Annotated in this window: 15 protein-coding genes and 1 pseudogene; 12 read left to right on the top strand and 4 right to left on the bottom strand. The window is 69.7% G+C overall.

Annotation, left to right across the window (positions count from 1 at the left end):
• Nucleotides 1-143 precede the first annotated feature (143 nt).
• The 6 genes from ABN028_RS00525 (at nucleotide 144) to ABN028_RS00500 (ending at nucleotide 7,266) form a co-directional block, all read left to right on the top strand.
• Nucleotides 144-1,628, top strand: a complete 1,485-nt coding sequence (locus ABN028_RS00525) for an NCS2 family permease (protein ID WP_349695179.1) — start codon at nucleotides 144-146, stop codon at nucleotides 1,626-1,628.
• Nucleotides 1,629-1,833: 205 nt separating this feature from the next.
• Nucleotides 1,834-2,856: a MarR family winged helix-turn-helix transcriptional regulator gene (locus ABN028_RS00520; RefSeq protein WP_349695178.1), complete on the top strand. Its 1,023-nt coding sequence runs from the start codon at nucleotides 1,834-1,836 to the stop codon at nucleotides 2,854-2,856.
• 5 nt (nucleotides 2,857-2,861) lie between these two features.
• Nucleotides 2,862-4,595, top strand: a complete 1,734-nt coding sequence (locus ABN028_RS00515) for an MFS transporter (RefSeq protein WP_349695462.1) — start codon at nucleotides 2,862-2,864, stop codon at nucleotides 4,593-4,595.
• Entirely contained in the window at nucleotides 4,529-4,774 is a 246-nt protein-coding gene (locus ABN028_RS00510; protein WP_349695177.1) for a maleylpyruvate isomerase N-terminal domain-containing protein, read from the top strand. Before ABN028_RS00515 ends, ABN028_RS00510 begins: the two co-directional genes overlap by 67 nt.
• Before the next feature lie 11 nt (nucleotides 4,775-4,785).
• Complete coding sequence (gene thpR, locus ABN028_RS00505; protein WP_349695176.1) at nucleotides 4,786-5,373, top strand: RNA 2',3'-cyclic phosphodiesterase; 588 nt, start codon at nucleotides 4,786-4,788, stop codon at nucleotides 5,371-5,373.
• A 237-nt stretch (nucleotides 5,374-5,610) separates the two neighbouring features.
• Entirely contained in the window at nucleotides 5,611-7,266 is a 1,656-nt protein-coding gene (locus ABN028_RS00500) for a molybdopterin-dependent oxidoreductase (RefSeq protein ID WP_349695175.1), read from the top strand.
• 15 nt (nucleotides 7,267-7,281) lie between these two features.
• On the opposite strand, the gene map is transcribed toward ABN028_RS00500, so the two are convergent.
• Nucleotides 7,282-8,070 carry a type I methionyl aminopeptidase gene (map, locus tag ABN028_RS00495; RefSeq protein ID WP_349695174.1) on the bottom strand — a complete coding sequence of 263 codons (789 nt, stop codon included), beginning with the start codon at nucleotides 8,068-8,070 and terminating at the stop codon, nucleotides 7,282-7,284.
• 105 nt (nucleotides 8,071-8,175) lie between these two features.
• Between map and ABN028_RS00490 the strand changes: the two genes are divergently transcribed.
• A complete protein-coding gene (locus tag ABN028_RS00490) occupies nucleotides 8,176-8,463 on the top strand; it encodes a helix-turn-helix domain-containing protein (RefSeq protein ID WP_349695173.1) in 288 nt (95 codons plus the stop codon).
• Between the two features lie 144 nt (nucleotides 8,464-8,607).
• Here ABN028_RS00490 and ABN028_RS00485 read toward each other — a convergent pair whose 3' ends face one another.
• The 3 genes from ABN028_RS00485 to ABN028_RS00475 form a co-directional block, all read right to left on the bottom strand.
• On the bottom strand, nucleotides 8,608-9,321 hold the full coding sequence (locus tag ABN028_RS00485) for a 3-keto-5-aminohexanoate cleavage protein (RefSeq protein WP_349695172.1): 714 nt from the start codon (nucleotides 9,319-9,321) through the stop codon (nucleotides 8,608-8,610).
• Between the two features lie 157 nt (nucleotides 9,322-9,478).
• Nucleotides 9,479-10,540 carry a DMT family transporter gene (locus ABN028_RS00480; RefSeq protein WP_349695171.1) on the bottom strand — a complete coding sequence of 354 codons (1,062 nt, stop codon included), beginning with the start codon at nucleotides 10,538-10,540 and terminating at the stop codon, nucleotides 9,479-9,481.
• 35 nt (nucleotides 10,541-10,575) lie between these two features.
• Entirely contained in the window at nucleotides 10,576-11,229 is a 654-nt protein-coding gene (locus tag ABN028_RS00475) for a YesL family protein (RefSeq protein ID WP_349694479.1), read from the bottom strand.
• Nucleotides 11,230-11,850: 621 nt separating this feature from the next.
• On the opposite strand from ABN028_RS00475, the pseudogene ABN028_RS00470 reads away from it, so the two are divergent.
• From ABN028_RS00470 to ABN028_RS00450, 5 genes and pseudogenes are all read left to right on the top strand, one after another.
• Nucleotides 11,851-12,132 (top strand): annotated as a pseudogene (locus ABN028_RS00470) (RNHCP domain-containing protein); the annotation flags it as partial.
• A 331-nt stretch (nucleotides 12,133-12,463) separates the two neighbouring features.
• Nucleotides 12,464-12,640, top strand: coding sequence for a hypothetical protein (locus ABN028_RS00465; RefSeq protein ID WP_349329643.1), 177 nt, complete (start codon nucleotides 12,464-12,466; stop codon nucleotides 12,638-12,640).
• Nucleotides 12,637-15,108: a YncE family protein gene (locus ABN028_RS00460; RefSeq protein ID WP_349695170.1), complete on the top strand. Its 2,472-nt coding sequence runs from the start codon at nucleotides 12,637-12,639 to the stop codon at nucleotides 15,106-15,108. The genes ABN028_RS00465 and ABN028_RS00460 overlap by 4 nt, the downstream gene beginning before the upstream one ends.
• Before the next feature lie 150 nt (nucleotides 15,109-15,258).
• Nucleotides 15,259-16,077 carry an MEDS domain-containing protein gene (locus ABN028_RS00455; protein WP_349695169.1) on the top strand — a complete coding sequence of 273 codons (819 nt, stop codon included), beginning with the start codon at nucleotides 15,259-15,261 and terminating at the stop codon, nucleotides 16,075-16,077.
• On the top strand, nucleotides 16,077-17,027 hold the full coding sequence (locus ABN028_RS00450) for an anti-sigma factor RsbA family regulatory protein (protein WP_349695168.1): 951 nt from the start codon (nucleotides 16,077-16,079) through the stop codon (nucleotides 17,025-17,027). The genes ABN028_RS00455 and ABN028_RS00450 overlap by 1 nt, the downstream gene beginning before the upstream one ends.
• The last annotated feature ends 379 nt before the right edge of the window (nucleotides 17,028-17,406 follow it).

Genomic DNA, 17,406 nt, shown 5'->3' with positions numbered 1-17,406 from the left:
CCAGAAACGGTGCGACGGTGAACCTGTCCGTCATCCGTGGCATGATCCGACACGCCGGGCGCGCGGCCGGCGCTGCGGGCAGTCCCGCAGCCCGGGCATGGCGCGGCGCCGGCGCCCATCGAGACTCGAGGAAGGAACCCGCGATGGTCGGTTCGGACACGCGGACCGTGGCCCGGGGGCGCAGCACCCGGATGCTCGACGGCTACTTCAAGATCTCCGCGCGCGGTTCGACGGTGGGCCGCGAGGTGCGCGGGGGGATCGTGACGTTCTTCGCGATGGCGTACATCATCGCCCTCAACCCCCTGATCATCGGCACCGCGCAGGACGCCGACGGGCAGTTCCTCGGCGGTGGCGACCAGCCGAACATCGCGATGGTCGCGGCGGCGACCGCCCTGGTCGCCGGCGTCGTCACGATCCTCATGGGCGCCGTGGCCAACTACCCACTCGCGCTGGCCACCGGGCTGGGCCTGAACGCGTTCGTGGCGTTCGGGATCGCGAGCCAGATGACCTGGGCCGACGCGATGGGTCTCATCGTCCTGGAGGGCCTGATCATCCTGGTCCTCGTCCTCACCGGGTTCCGCAAGGCCGTCTTCAACGCCGTACCCCGGGAGCTCAAGACCGCCATCAGCGTCGGCATCGGTCTCTTCATCGCCCTGATCGGCTTCGTCGACGCCGGGTTCGTACGCCGAACCGCCAACCCACCGGTGCCGGTGCAGTTCGGAGTGGACGGATTCCTCGACGGCTGGCCGGTGCTCGTCTTCGTCGTCGGGCTGATCGCGACCATGGTGCTCGTCATGCGGAAGGTCAGGGGCGCGATCCTCTTCGGCATCATCGGCGCCACCATCCTCGCCATCGTGATCGAGGCAATCGCCAAGGTCGGTCCGGCCGGGCCGGGTTACGAGACCAACCCGACGGGCTGGGGCCTGAACGTCCCGCGCCTGCCGGAGACCTGGTTCCAGGTGCCGGACTTCTCGTTGCTGGGTTCGTTCAGCCTGCTGGGTTCGTTCGAGCGGGTGGGGATCGTCGCCGCACTCCTGCTCGTCTTCACGCTGATGCTTGCCGACTTCTTCGACACGATGGGCACGATGACGGCCATCGGCGCCGAGGCGGGGCTCCTGGACAGCAAGGGCACGCCGCCACAGAGCCAGCGCATTCTCGCCGTCGACTCCATCGCCGCCGCGGCGGGCGGTGCGGCCGGCGTGTCGTCCAACACGTCGTACATCGAGTCCGCCGCCGGCGTCGGCGAAGGTGCCCGCACCGGGCTCGCGAGCATCGTCACGGGCGTGTGCTTCCTGCTGGCCACGGTGCTCTCGCCTCTTGTCGAGGTCATCCCCTACGAGGCGGCGACGCCGGCGCTGGTGGTCGTCGGGTTCCTGATGATGGTGCGGGTCACCGAGATCTCCTGGAACCAGTTGGACATCGCCATTCCGGCATTCCTCACCATCGTGTTGATGCCGTTCACCTATTCGATCAGTGTGGGAATCGGCGCCGGATTCGTGACGTACGTCATCCTCCGCGCGGCGCGCGGGAAGGCCCGCGACATCCATCCGTTGCTGTGGATCGTGGCAGCGTTGTTCGTGGTGTACTTCGCGATCGACCCGATCCGCCAGCTCCTCGGCCTTTCCTGACCGAGCGCTGATCACCGGATCGTCCACCGCACGAACGGCGACCCGTCGACCGAGCCGAGGCCCTCCGAGCCCCGATCGTGCCTGCGCCGCACTCTGTGATCATGATCGTGATCACGAAAGCTTGGCGTACGCCTAGCCCCGTTTCGCTTCATGATCCGGTTTCCCTTCATGATCTCTGGCTGGATGATCTCGCCATCTGGTGATCATGAAGCTGGTCCGCGCGCCAATGACACCGTGCGGAGTATCACCGTGCGGCAACGCCAACAGCGCGCGACAGTCCCAGCGCGGAGCAGTGCCAACGCGGAGCAGTGCCAACGCGGAGCAGTGCCAACGCGGGGCGAACGTGGTTCGAGGTTGGACCGTGCGGCGACGCCACGATCCCGCAACCCCGCAGCGATGTCCGCGCGGAGAGGACGGGGTACGGCAACGACGGCGGGCGCCGAGAGCGGCGGGTGGCCACGACGACGCGCCGTGCGGCAAGGGCGACGGGCAGCAAGTGCGGTGCGCCGTGCCGCAAGGGCGACGCGGCGGGCGGCAAGGGGAGCGCGGCTGGCGGCTACTGGCGAGTGGCGACTGCGCGGGGCCTGACCGTGCCACGACCCGCTCAGTTCCACCATGTCGGCGGCCTCCGACACTGAAATTCGTGAAGCCAAACCGGACCATGAAGCGAAACGGGGCTATGCGTACGCCAAGCTTTCATGATCACGATCATGATCACGGGGAGGCGCGAGGAGATGACGTTCGTTGGTCGTTAGCAAGGGTAATGAGGTACGCTAACGGTATGCCGTCATCAACCATGCCCGTCCGATCTGAGGCGGGCCTCGCAAGTGCGCTCCGAATATCCGTGATGCGGCTGTCCCGTCGCCTCCGCAACCAGCGGGCGGCAGATCACCAGCTCTCGGCCAACCAGCTCGGTGTCATGGCGACGCTGAATCGTCATGGTGTGTTGACGATCGGCGAGATCGCCGGATTCGAGAAGGTGCGTCCCCCGTCGACGACACGCACTGTGACCTCACTCGAGGAGCTGGGACTGGTGGTGCGCGAGCCGCACCCCACCGATCGCCGTCAAGTGCTCGTACGCCTGGCCGACGAAGGACGCCGCATCCTCGCCGAAGACCGCAAACGCCGCGACGCGTGGCTCGCCCGCCGGTTACACGAACTGCCCCCTGAAGAAAAAGAGATCCTGCGCTCGGCGGCGCCGATCTTGGAGAGGCTGGCTGCGTCGTGAGAGCGATGTTCCGCTCACTACGGAACCGCAACTATCGCTACTTCGCAGCAGGGTCACTCGTCGCCAACGTCGGCACTTGGCTGCAGCGTGTCGCTCAGGACTGGCTCGTCCTGCAGCTGACCGCGGGCAGCGGTGTCGCCCTGGGCATCACGACCGGGTTGCAGTTCCTTCCGTTCCTTCTCCTCGCCCCGTTCGGTGGACTGATCGCCGACCGGTTCGCCAAACGCAAGGTGCTCCAGTGCACCCAGCTCGGCATGGCGCTCGCCGCTGCCGCACTCGCCGTCCTCGATCTCACCGGCGTCGTCGAGGTCTGGCACGTCTACCTGCTGTCGTTCCTCTTCGGCGTCGCGGGGGCGATCGACCATCCGGCCCGCCAGGCGTTCGTGGTCGAGATGGTCGGCAAGGACGACCTGCCCAACGCTGTCGGGCTCAACTCGGCATCGTTCAACGCCGCCCGGGTCATCGGCCCGGCGATGGCCGGTCTGCTGATCATGTTCGTCGGTACCGGCTGGGTCATCCTGCTCAACGCGCTCAGCTACGGCGCGACGATCTTCGCATTGGCCAAGATGCGGGCGGGCGAGTTGCACAGTCCCACACCGGTACCCCGGAAGCCGGGGATGCTGGTCGACGGCCTGCGGTACGTACGAAACCGTCCGGACCTCGTTCTCGTCCTCGCGGTCGTCTTCTTCGTCGGCTGCTTCGGGCTCAACTTCCAGCTGACCAGTGCCCTGATGGCGACCGAGACCTTCGGCAAGGGTGCGGGCGAGTACGGCATCCTCGGCTCGGCGATGGCCATCGGCGCCGTCATCGGAGCGCTGGGCGCTGCCCGGCGGGGAAGCCCGCGGATGCGGCTCGTCATCTACTCGGCGGTGATCTTCGGAGCGATGGAGATCATCGCCGGCCTGCTTCCGACGTACACCAGTTTCGCGGTGTCCATGCCCCTGCTCGGCTTCGTCCAACTCACCCTGATCACCGCGACCAACGCGATGATGCAGCTGACCGTGGCGCCGGAGATGCGGGGCCGGGTGCTCGCGCTCTACGGCATGGTCTTCATCGGCAGCAAGCCGCTCGGGTCACCCGTCCTCGGATGGCTCGGTGAGGTCCTGGGTGCCCGGTGGACGCTGATCGGTGGCGGGGTCGCAAGCCTGCTCGGCACACTGCTCGCCGGCTACGTCGTACTCCGCTGGCAGCGGATGAAGCTCCGGCCGCACCTGCGGCCCCGCCCGTACATCGAGGTGGTGACTGCCGCGCGACCGTCGGCGAGTGAGCCGGCACGCATCCCTACGCCGGACGCCGCCGATGCGTCAACGGAGACCGCGTCAACGGAGACCGGGGTCCCGGACGTCTCAGCGCCAGACGTTCCCACACCGAACGTCACGACGCCGGAGATCCCCGCGCAGGTCCGGGCAGCAGATGCCGGGGCGACCACCTGGTCGGTCTCTCTCCCGCCGACTCGCGAAGGGACCGACCGGGACACAGTCGTCCGGTCGGCTCCCCGGCCGGTCCCGCACCAGCCACCGGCCGCAGCCGAGGGTCGGATGCGACTGGACGGCAGCACCCGGGACCACGACCCGAAACCAGGCGACGTGTCGACGCCTGGTGAGAAGGTGTCGACATGCAACCAGCCCGCTATCTCGCGGCACTCGAAGCCGACGCCACACGACTCCTCGACGTGGCGGACAAGGGACTTGCCGCGCCGGTTCCGTCGTGCCCGGCCTGGACGGTCGAAGACGTCGTAAACCACCTGGCCGACGGCTACCCGCACAAGGTGGAGTACAACGCGGAGTCGGCTCATGACGTCGCCACACCGGCCGACCCCGTGCTCGCCACCGATGGCGTGGACGAGGTGCTCACGCTCGCCGGGGATCAGGGGGCGGTGGCGGCCTCGCGGAGGCGGCTCGCCCTGGCCACCCCGTAGGCAGTGTCGGCATGAGACTGTTCGTCGCCGTGGTCCTGCCCGAGCCCGTCCTCGACGATCTCGGCGTCGCCATGGACCATGCCCGTGCCCTGGCAGGTGCGGACACGAGACTGCGATGGACGATCCGCGCCCAGTGGCATCTGACCCTCGCGTTCCTGGGGGAGGTCGATGCCGGCGTCCTACCGGAGTTGGAGCGTCGGCTCGCCCGCGCGTCGGCTCGGTACGAACCGATGCGCCTCGCGGTCGAGGGGGGCGGCGCGTTCGGCTCGGTGCGAAAGGCACGGGTGCTGTGGGCTGGCATCAACGGTGACGTCGAACGCCTGCGACAGCTCGCCGGGTCGGTCTCGGCGGCCGCGCGGCGCGCCGGCATCGACGTCGCGGAGGGCAGGTTCCGCCCGCACGTCACGCTGGCGAGGCTGCGTGAGCCCATCGACGTCGGCGACCAGGTGCGATGGTGGTCGACCTATGCGGGTCCGCCCTGGCTGGCCACCCGGATCGATCTCGTCCGCTCCCACCCCGAGGTCGGCGCGGGAGAGCGACCGCGGTACGAATCCCTGCGGGCATGGCCACTCGGACGGCCCGGTGGGGCCGCGGAGTAGCCTCCTTCGCGTGCATCCCAAGTACCGGCGGCTCATCATTCCCGGGGTGCTGGTTCTGCTGATCGTGATCGTCGTCATCGCGGCGTTGAGCAACCGATGAGACCCTCACGCTCCCAGCATCGCTTGACCTACCCCACCGGCCGCAAAGGGGCAGAACGGCCGCGTGGTCATGACGGATCTGTGACGACTGGCGTCCAGGCGTACCGCTTCTTGTGACGCGCGAGCGATGATGCAGACGTGCAGACGCCGACACCTCGCTCCCGTGGCGCGCTCGCGGGCGTCCTCGCGGCGATGGCCGGACTCGCAGCCGCCGAGTTGGCCTCCGGCGCCCTCGGCATCCCCGACACACCTGTGGTCGCCGTCGGTGCGACGTTCATCGACGTGATCCCCACGCCGGTCCGGGAGTTCGGCATCGAGCTTCTCGGCACGGCGGACAAGCCGGTCCTGATCGCCGGCATCGTCGCCGTACTCGCCGGTCTGGCCGCCTGGGCAGGGAGCCTCGCCACGCGCTCGCGGGCAAAGGGAGTCGCGCTGCTCGGCGCCCTTGCACTGCTGGGCATCCTGGCCAGTGCGACCCGGCCGGGGTTCTCACCAGCGACGCTGATCCCGTCCGTCGTCGCCGGACTGGTCGCGGTCGCCGTCCTGGGCTGGTTGTTGAAGGTGTACGCCCGGACAGCCAACCGCTTCGCCCCGGCGACCACCGCCCCACCACCAGACAGCGCAGCCTCACCCCCGCCAGACTCCACAGCGCCTCCGACGGGCGCACCCGCTGAGGGCACCGTCACGACGTCGGCAAGCGGGAAGACACCCGAGTACGCACGCCAGGCTCGGCGCGATCTGTTGCGTACCGGCGGTCTCGTCGTCCTGGGATCAGTGGCCGCCACGGCCATCGGACGCGGGGTCGGCGGCGTCGCCAGCAACCGGGTGGCTGCCGAGGACGCGCGGACGGCCCTGCCGCTGCCGAAGATCCCGCCAGCGACGACACCAGCCGGTGCCGACCTGCGAGTGAGCGGCCTCACGCCGTGGCAGACGGCCAACGACACCTTCTACCGGATCGACACCGCCCTGAGCGTTCCCGTCATCGAGCCGGCGAACTGGCGGCTGCGCATCCACGGCATGGTCGACCGCCCGCTCGACCTCACCTTCCGCGACCTCCTGCGGCGCCGGATCGTGCACAGGTACGTCACCCTGACCTGTGTCAGCAACGAGGTCGGGGGCGACCTGGCGGGCAACGCCATGTGGACCGGCGTACCGCTGGCCGACATCCTCGCCGAAGTGGGCGTCAGTCCACGCGCGGACGCGGTGAAGTCGACCTCGGAGGACGGCTGGACCTGCGGCACACCGCTGGAGGCACTCACCGACGGCCGCGACTCGCTGCTGGCGTTCGCGATGAATGGCGCCGCGCTGCCGTTCGAGCATGGCTTCCCGGTACGCATGGTGGTGCCCGGCCTCTACGGCTTCGTGTCGGCGACGAAGTGGGTCGTCGACATCGAGGTGACCCGGTTCGACGAGTTCCGTGCGTACTGGACCGACCGTGGCTGGTCCGCGCAGGCCCCGATCAAGACGGCCTCACGGATCGACGTGCCACGTCCTGGCGCCACGGCCCAGGCGGGCGACGTCGTCGTCGCCGGTGTGGCGTGGGCACAGCACCGCGGGATCTCGAAGGTCGAGGTCCGGGTCGACGAGGGCCGCTGGGAGCGGGCGCGGCTGGCGGGCGAGCCGACGAACGACTCCTGGCGACAGTGGACCTGGACCTGGGACGCCGCGCCTGGCCGGCATCGGCTGCAGGTCCGCGCGACGGACGCGGCCGGCGAGACGCAGACCGCACAGGTCGCCCCGCCCGCGCCCGACGGCGCGACCGGTTGGCACACGGTCGACGTGGACGTCAGCTGAGGTGGGCCACCGGGGTCAGAGCTCGGTGAGCACCAGCGGCCCGTCCTCGGTGATGGCGACACTGTGTTCGACATGTGCGGCCTGGCTACCGTCGATGGTGGACAGGGCCCACCCGTCGGGGCCGATCCGGTACTCGTCCTGACCCCCGGCCATGAACATCGGCTCCAGCGCGAGCACGAGCCCCGGGTTGAGCCGGAAGCCACGTCCGGGTTTTCCGTCGTTCGGCACGGACGGGTCCTCGTGCATGCGACGGCCGATGCCGTGTCCCCCGAAGTCGCGCGGCATCCCGTAGCCCGCTCTGCGGCCGATCGTGCCGATCGCATGGCCGATGTCGCCGAGCCGGTTGCCCGGGAGGGCGGCCGCGATGCCGGCGGCGAGGGCTTCCTGGGCGGTCGCGATCAGTGTCTCGTCGGCGGACGTGCCGGTGCCGACGACGAGGCTGATCGCCGCATCGCCGTGGAAGCCGTCGAGTTCGGCGCCAAAGTCCACGCTGAGCAGGTCGCCGTCGCGGAGGCGGTAGTTGTCGGGGATGCCGTGGACCACGACATCGTTGACCGACGCACAGATCACCCCAGGGAACGGCGTCGGCGCGAACCGCGGCCGGTAGTTGAGGAATGACGACCGGGCACCGGCCTCCTCGAGGACAGTGCGAGCCACCTCATCGAGCTCGAGCAGGGAGGTGCCCACCTGCGCGGCCTCGCGGCAGGCGGCGAGGGCGCGGGCCACCACTCTGCCGGCCTCGCGCATCGTCGCGATCTCGGTCGCGGTCTTGATCTCGACCACAGTCGTCGTGCTCCTTGGCATCGCTGTTTCGTACGTACTCGTGTCGCGGCGAGACGCCGGATCTCCCGACTGGCCTCACCCGCGGACATTTCCTCCAATAGTTATACCGGTATTAGTATCACGGGCATGGTACGACCACCATTGGGGCCGATCGACCGCCAGCGCGGCCTGGCCCTCGGCACCGCCCTGCGCGCCGCCCGGGGCCACCGGAGCATGGTCGAGGTCGCCGCGCTGGCCGGTGTGTCGGTCGAGACCGTCCGCAAGATCGAACGTGGCCGCGTCCCCACACCCGCGTTCTTCACCGTCGTCGCGCTCGCCGAGGCGGTCGGCCTCTCCCTCGCCGACCTGTGCCAGAACGTCGCGGACGGTACGCAGATCGCCGCCGCTCCCGACGACACCAGGGCCGCCAGCTGACCATGCCTGCCGGGCGCGACGGTGCCTGCCGGGCGTGACGATGCCTGCCGGCACGAGACGTGACGGCACGAGACGTGACGGCACGAGACGTGACGGCACGAGGCGTGACGGCACGAGGCGTGACGGGGCCATGAAGATCGATGGTCAGCGGACGGCGAGCGCAGCCTGGAGCAGGGCCACGTTGTGGGGAGCGGCCGAGCCGTCGGGGAGGTCGAGGGTGTCCTCGAACCCGATCCGCATCCCGAGTCCGAGCTGACGGGCCCGGCGGAGTACCGGCCACGTGTTCACGCCGTCGCCGTGCAGGATTCGAGGCAGGTCGACGCTGTACCGGTCGAGCAGCCGCAGGATCTTCCCCGCGTCGTCCACCGCGAGGTCGGTCGGCCGGTCGACCGGCTCGATCAGCACCCTGGTCGCGAGCTTGGCCAGGGGACTCCGGATGAAAAGCTCGGCGGCGGTGGGTGTCATCAGGCCGACCTCCACGCCGACCCCGCGTTCCCTCAGCAGCTGCGCGACCTCGAGGGCGCCGTCCTCGTGGGCATTGACCGAGGCGTACGTAGGAAAGACCCGCCAGTAGGAGACCAGCGCCAACCGGCGGCGGGGATCGGCCTCGATCCAGGCGCCCGTCGTGACGCTCACCGGTATCCCCGGCACCGCGGCCGTGACGGCCTCCACCGCGGCGGCGACGTCGTCCGGATCGAGCGACTCGCACCCGCTGGATCGGCGCGGGTGGATGTGCACCTCGGTCGCGCCGGCCGCGACCACGCTCGCGGCGTCGGCCGCCAGCTCGTCAGGCGCCTGCGGAACACCGACGTAGGCGTTGCGTCCGCCGTTCAACGCGGCGACCAGGAGGCGTTTCACCAGCGTCACCGATCCCCGTCACTCACGAGCCCTGACCTCCCGGTGACCGCTCGTCAGTTCCATCCATGCCGGGCAGGAGGCCTGCCACCGCTGCGGCAAGGCCATGATCCCTTCGGATCGTACGTGGTGGAAGGCGCGCCGACAGCGCCCTCCCACGTCATGGGCGGACGGAGCGGGTCGGTAGGGCGGCGATCATCACGGCGACGAGGGTGAGCAACGTGCCGATGAGGGTGACGGTGGTGAGGTGTGCGTCGCCTGCGGGAATCAGACCGTCGAGGACGAGCGCGCCAACCAACTGCCCGGCGACCGCTCCGAGGCCGAGGAGCAGCACCCCCGTGAAGCGCACGATGAAGGCGGCCCCGGTGATGAACGCGACCCCGCACAGTCCGCCGAGGTAGAGCTGCGGTGCGGCCGGCCATTCGGACGGAAGCCCGCGCAGGATGATGTCGACCCCGGCCGCGATCCCCAGTGCCGCCGTACCCACCGTGAAGTTGATCAAGGCGGCGACGAGTGCGCCGGTCACGCCGTTCCCGTCGACCGTGGCGGTTGCACTGACGCGGCCGTTGACGGCCTGCTGCCAGGCGGTGCCGACGCCGGCGAGCGCGGGCGCGACGGCGAGGAGGAGCAGGGCGGGCGTCCGCACCTCGTCCGACACCGCGAGGGCGACAGCGCCCAGGGCGAGAGAAGCACCGAGGACCCGGTTGCGGGTCACCAGAGTACGACCCGCAGGACCCAGGCCGAGCCGGTCGACGACGAGGCTGGTCGCGGCCTGCCCGGCCACGACGGCCACCGTGAAGACCGCGACACCGACGAGCCCGACCGTCGTCGACTGGACGACGACGAGGTACGCACCGCAGACGCCGCCGAGGCACTGCCACCACCGGAGCCGGTACGCGGGGCGCGACGCAGTACCGGCGTCGCGGTCGAGCGCCGAGTCGCCGCGGAGGCTCGGTAGCCGGACGGTCGACAGGAGCTGACGCACGCCGCGCCGGACCCCCGGGAGCAGGGCCATCAGGATCAGCAGGACGACCCAGCCGGAGCCGAACGACCACAACGCGGCGAGTACGCCGTCGTCCAACCGCTGCCCGAGCTCGCCGTTGATCCGGGACTGGCAGGCGAGGATGACACCCATGCCGAACGCGGCGGCGATACCGAAGGCGACCTCGCGCGGGTGGGCAGGAACCAGTCCGGCGAGCGAGGGCTTCCGCGTGTCGGTCACCGACACATCATCGGATGACTGCGGGATGCGTCCCTTCACCCCTCACCGCTAGGTGCGTGGGTACCAGCGTGTTGTCCCGGAGCCACTGCTTCGGCGCGAGCCTGCTGCCGGGCGAGGAACCGGTCGAAGACCCGCCGGGCAAGCCGGGTGACGAGCCATCCGCAGACTCCCGCCACGACCGGCAGCAGAGCGGGTATGACCGTCACGGCCAGAGCGCCGAGCACGACGGAACCGATGCAGAGGAGAGTCGAGAGGGGGTACGCGGCCGCGAACAGCGCACTGTTGCGGACGACCCGGCGCCATGGTGCGGGGTAGCGGACCATCACGGGGAACGCGAAGACCAACGTGCCGCCAAGCGCCAGGATGCCGAGCACCGCCGCACCCAGCACCACGGCGCGCAAGGGTGCGTCCTCGGCGCGCAGGCCGTAGAGCAGGTCGATCGACAGCAACGTGCCGACCACCGTCGCGAGGAAACCCAGCCACAGGCTCTGCCGGAGGTGCCGCCGGAATCCTCCCCAGTACGTCGACCAGACCGGGGGCGGGCCGTGTTCGTCCCATTCGTTCATGACGCTGCAGAGACCCGCCGTCGCCGGGCCGAGCGTCACGATCGGGAAGCTTGCGAGCACCCACAGTAGTCCTGCGAAGCCAACCGCGAGAACAGCGTCCATGACCCGGGTCAGAGCGGTCATCGTCCAGCTTTCTGTGCGGCGGAGCCCCGTCGAACGGACCTCAGCGTAATCTCCCGCCCGCCCTCCTCCACGGGCCCGTCCCACGGCGAAAACCGGACGCGCTCGACGGAACCCGACCTCTACGGTTCCGGCAGAGGGAGCAACTCCACGGAAGCACCGAAGGGGGTGATCCGCCTGATGACAAACTCGCACGTCCGCGCGCTCGTCGCACTCGCCTGACAGGGGACGACGCCGACGCCGGTGCGACCGGACCCACACCGACCGGTGGCAGTTGGGCACTCGAAACTGGAACTCGCCTGGCTGACAATCCCCGCGGCCAGCCGCCAGGTGCGATACCGAGCACCCGGTCCGCCGCGGGGCAAACCCGGTCGTGGTCCTGATCCGTCGACCAGAACGGCCGACGGTGACGCCGGAACCGGAAGTAACCGCCGCTCGCGGAAGCGCGAGGCGGTGAACAGGTCCCTGACCGGTCCAGCCCGGGAGCCCTGGCGCGCACCGCCGCCAGGGTGAGAACGAACGGAACCCTGCGCCCTCGAGTCATCCACTCCCCGCCATTCGCGGGACGGACTCGAGGAGGCAGGTACGCCGAATCAGCGCGCGTCCAGAAACTCCGCGTTCACCTGCCTGTTCTGCGCCGCTCCGGTACCCGCCTGCACCAACGGAAGCTTCCGCAACCACTGCCCGTACTGCCTGTGGTCGTGTCATGTCGACGTCCACCCGGGCGACCGGGCCAGTCGGTGCGGTGGCCCGATGGAGCCGGTCGGGCTGACCAGACCACGCGGCAAGGGCTGGGCGCTGGTGCATCGCTGCGTGGTCTGTGGGGAGCGGCGGACCAACCGCCTCGCTCTCGACACGGTCGCGCCGGACGACATCGACGCGGTCGTACGCCTGCCACCGGGTTAGACGGCGGTCCAGCCGGGCGACGACCGGCTGGGCGTCCAGATGCACGGGACGCGGCGATCCCCACTCGGTGGCCCCCCGGTAGCGGTCGGGGGGCCACCGACAGCGCTGTCGGTGGACCGCCAGCAGCCGGAACGTCGGCCGATCCCACGCCGGCAGGAGACGCCCGAGGACGGGAGATCCCGCTTCGCGGGACCCGCATGCTGGGACGGTCGCCGCCTCCGGCCTGTCCCCTCCCGCCCGAAAGCGCATTCTTCGTGAGAAGCTGACCGATGTGCTCACCGAGGGTCTTCACGTAGCGAAGCCACGGCTTGTGGGTTGCGGGGTCGATGTGATGGAGTTCGTCGATTCGGAGCACATGCCGCGCAACCTGCTCCGCGGGTTCGCTACCGGCGCGGACGCCTCCGCCGAGATGGTCAGCGACCACCGGCGCATCGGCTCCGCGTGGGGGGTGTCACCCGCGCTTGCGCGGTCCCTGGAGCCCGACCCCGCGGAGGTGCTGCGGTCGTGATCTCGAAGCTGACAGGCCAGCGTCAACATCGTCCAACGGCAGCTGCCGCCCTCGTGGCGGGGCTGGTCGGAGCGTCGGTACTCCTCGGCACTCCGGCACTCGCCGAGGATCCGCCGGCACCGAAGGAAGCGTTCACCATCGGCGATGAGCGGATCACGGAGTCGAGCGGCCTCACGGTCGGTACGAAGCACCCCGACCTCTTCTACACGATGAACGACTCCGGCGGCGAAGCGATGGTCTTCGGCCTCGACGGCTCCGGCGCCGTCGTCGCCACGGTCTCCCTCGGCGAGGTGACACCCGAGGACTGGGAGGCGATCTCCACCGGGCCGGAGGGACGCATCTGGGTGGGGGACATCGGCGACAACGACAGCGCGCGGGAGACCATCACGCTCTACCGCTTCCGCGAACCGGAGGAGCTCGGTGACACGAGCGAACAGTGGAGCAGGTACCCCTTCGCCTACGAAGACGGTCCGCATGACGCCGAGGCCATCCTCGTCCATCCAGAGACCGGACAGATCTACGTCGTCACCAAGTCACCCGACGGCGGCGGCATCTACGCCGCGCCGGAAGAACCCGTCCCCGGCGAGACCGGCACCCTCACCAAGGTCGGCGACGCGCCACCGGTGGTGACCGACGGTGCCTTTCTGCCGGACGGCTCCGGTGCGGTCCTTCGTACGTACGACAAGGCGTACGTGATCGAACTCCCCAGCGGCAAGGTCACCCGCACGGTCGGGCTCCCGCGGCAGAAGCAGGGCGAGTCGATCGCGGTCAGCCCCGACGGAAAGCAGTTCTTCGCCGGCAGCGAAGGCGCGGGATCGGCCGTCTACACGGTGTCGTCGACGGCGCCGCCGCCCCCGAAGCCGAGCGCCACGGCGACCAAGGACCCCGCCGGCGAAAATGCTGGCGACGAAGGTGCGGGCGAAGGCACCGAGGCGGGTAGTGGGTCCGGTGTGAAGGGTTTGCTGGGAGGGATCCCGTGGTGGATCCCCGCACTTGTGCTCGGGGCCGCGCTCCTGGCCGGCATCGTGGCTTTCCCGCGTGCGCGGCGGCGGCCCGTCGCCCCGGGTGGCGTGCGGGATCGCCAGGCCCCGGTGAGCCACGACCTCGACGAATTCGACGACGTCGCTCGAGCGGACCGGCTCCGCTACGCCGACGACCCGCGGGAGGCACCGTGGGCGGCTGAGGACGACGGCGTGCCCGGGCGCTGGCCCGACGACGACCGCGCACCCGCGTGGCGCGACGAGGCTGACGGCCCGCCGTGGCGCGACGACGACCGGGAGCCGGTCCCGTCATGGGAGGCGCCTGACGACAGACCCGGCCGCTGGGGCGATCACGGTGACGGTCCGCCGGCCGCGGCACCCTGGCCGCCGGACCAGGCGGGGGCTGGCGCCGTTGCCGGCGCTGTTGCCGGTCCCGAGCCGGACCCGTCCTGGTCCGCGGGAGGGCAGCAGGGCAACGATCTGCAGGACTATCCGGATCAGCCTCCCGGCTTTCGCGACATGCCGGCGTACGCGGACTACTCCGACCAGCCGCCGGCGTACAACGACCCGCCGCCCGGCTTCCAGGACGCGCCACCGGCATACGCCGACCAACCCGCCGGTCGCCACGACCAGCCTCCCGGCTACCGCGACGTGCCGGCGTACAGCGAACCCCCCGCCTACGGCGATCGCCCTCCCTACGGCGAACCCCCGGCCCATGGCGACAACGCACCCGCGTACTCCGACCCGCCGGGCGGCTTCCGCGACCAACCCGCCTACGCCGATTCGCCCCCGGTCCCGGGCTACCAGGACCAACCGCCGGCCTACGCGGACCCGCCGACGCCCTACGGCGGACAGTCACCGGCCTACAACGACCCGCCACCGGGTTACCAGGACACGCCGCCGGCGTACGCGGACCCGCCGCCGTTCCAGAGCGACTCCCCCGGATACCAGGACGCTTCGCCCTATCAGGACCCATCGCGCTACCAGGACGCTTCGCCCTTTCAGGACCCGTCGCGCTACCAGGACGGGTCCCCGGGCCAACAGGACCAGCAACCGGCCTACGTCGACCAGCCGACTGCGGCATACGCGCGTGACAGCATCCCCGCGCCCCCGGCGTGGGAGGACGGTGGCTGGCACAGTCCGCCGCGGCCGGACAACGACATGAGCTGGGACAACGGCCCGGCCCCCTCCGGACAGCCCGGCTCTCAGGCCTCACCTCCCGGTTGGGATCCCGCGCCCGAGCCGAGCCTGCCGTGGCGGCAGTCCAGCGCCCTGCCCTGGGAGCAGGGACCGCCGCAGGGTGGACGGCCCCGCGACGACGGGCCATCGGACGCCGGCCCACCTCCCTGGGCCGAACCGCAGCGCCCCGATACCCCGTGGGGGGAGGATCCGGCCGAGGCGGCGTCACGCCGGCCGAGTTGGCGAGACGACTACCGGAAACCACCGACGCCGAGGCGGCTCTTCCGCGACGACGATCCCGCCGAGTGACCCGTTTGGGCGCCACCGGTACCAAGCCCGCCCCGACCGCACAAAGCCGCGAGGGTACAACTCACTCGGAACACCTGACGATCGCCGCGGGTAGAGTGAGTACGTCGCCTGAGCAATAACAGGCACTCGCTTTCCACTTGCGTGGTCGCCGTGGTGCTGGATGACGAACCGCAGGGCGCTCTCGGCTGGGATGGCCATCTCCTGCTCCTGCACAGGACAGAGCCAGAGCGGAAGACCTTCCTGGTCGCCTGGATCCGCCATGGTCTCGTCCAGGGCGAGAAGGTCATCTACGGCCAGGTCGAGATGTCCCTTCCGCCGGACATCGCCGAAACCCTGACAGAGCAGGGGATCGACGTGTCCGCCGCGCTCGACGACGGCCAGCTGAGCATTGAGTCACCGCAGGATCTCGGTCGTCCCGGTCGAACGCGGGAGATCATCGAAAAGGCATTGGCAGAGGGTTATCGCGCCGCCCGAATATCCGTCGACTCTCCCCCGGTCGGCGATGTCCTCGACGGCGCCCAAGCAGATCTCGAGAAGATGCTCGACGATCATTGTCGCCATTATCCGTTCTCGGCGTTGTGTCAATATCGCGCGAACATTCTGGATGCGTCCGTCTTGGAGATTGCCGTCAAACTGCACGCCGGTGAGATCCGAACAGCGCATCTGATCACCGGGATGGATGCCGGCCGAATGGTCGTCGCCGGCGAACTCGACGTCACCAACGACACGTTGCTGACACTCCTGCTGAAGGTCGTTTCCGCCAGCGCATCAGAGCGCCTGGTGGTCAACCTGAGTTCGGTGAACTTCATGGGAGTCGCGGCCGCCCGCGCCTTGGTGGAGGGCACCGCCGATTTTCGGGACGCGGGCGGGCGGGTCATGCTCAGGGCACCGACCGGTGACACCGAGTGGTTCCTGCGCGTGCTCGGTATCGACGAGATCGAACATTTCGAGCTGAGCGGAGCGGCGTGATGGTGGAGCCAGGATCGGGAGGATATGTCCACGACATCCTCTTCTACAGCTCCGACGACGAACTGCTGCCGGTGGCGTTGCCCTTCCTGTCCGAGGCTCTTGACCACGACGAGTCCGTCATCCTTGCCTGCCGTACGCACCACAACAGGCTGCTGACCGGGGCGCTCGGCGACCACCCACGCCTCCAGGTCGTCCCCCGCGTCGGCACTGCCGGCCGTCCAGCCGAGGCGATCGCCCAGTCGGCGGCCGTGTTCCGCCGCGAACTCCGGTCCGGTGCCCGGCGGATCCGGCTGATGGGCGAGATCAACTTCGGCGCGACACCGAGGGAGTGGGCCTGGTGGAGCACCTGGGAGGCGGTCGCCAACCTGGCACTCGCGAACTATCCGCTGTGGAACGTGTGCCTCTACCACATCGAACGCCAACCCGAAGGGGTACTCCAGCTCGCGAGGCTCACCCATCCCCATGTCGTCACGCCCGATCGGGAACGCACCGCCAACCCGCACTACGTCGAACCAGCGGAGTTCCTCCGGCAGCTGCCGTCGATCGGTCCACATGTGCTGGAACAGACCACTCCCAGCTTCTCCACGGACGACCTCACCGACCTGGCCGAGCTACGCCGCGTCGCCTACGGGACCGCCCTGGCGAGTACGACGTTCCCGGAGCGACAGGTCGAGGGTTTCGTCCACGCCCTCAGCGAGGTCGCGAGCAACGCCCTCGTGCACGGCCGACCACCGGTCGAGGTGCGCCTCTGGGCCGCCCATGACCAACTCCTCAGCACGGTCGTCGACCACGGTGGCGGATTCGACGATCCGCTCGCGGGCTATGTGCCTCTCGAGGACCGGCGGATGGCTCCCGGCCACGGACTGTGGCTCGCCCGGCGGATGTGCGACCACATCGAGACCGCGCCGACAGGCGACGCCTTCACCGTCCGACTCCTGACCTCACGCTGAAGGCGACAGCAGGACCCGGATCTGGTGCGTTCACGGTTGTCGCCGGACGACGCGGTTCCTGACGGGGGAAAGCCCCGAGGGGGATCGGGCGATCGTTTTACGTTTCGTACGTGATTAACTACTCTTGGTCATACCTGACATAGGGAACAGATCGGCATCAGCAACACCTCTCGCCTTGCGCGGTGGTGTGCATTCCGGCGCTTGCCGGGGGCGGGGAGGGTAACAATGCGTCGCCACCAGACAGGGTCCCCCAAGCATCGACGGAGCCGGGCGCGGCGGATCAGCACGAACCGGCACCCTCGTCGCCGCTTCTCCCTTGCCGCCGCCATCGTCGTGGTCACTGCCGGCCTCGTGGCCGGGACACCCGAGACCGCCGCCG

The sequence above is a fragment of the Actinopolymorpha sp. B17G11 genome, from assembly GCF_040196095.1.
Classification (GTDB): Bacteria; Actinomycetota; Actinomycetes; order Propionibacteriales; family Actinopolymorphaceae; genus Thermasporomyces.
The sequence above is the reverse complement of the archived record's forward strand: the minus strand, read 5'-3'. Positions and strand labels throughout refer to the sequence as shown.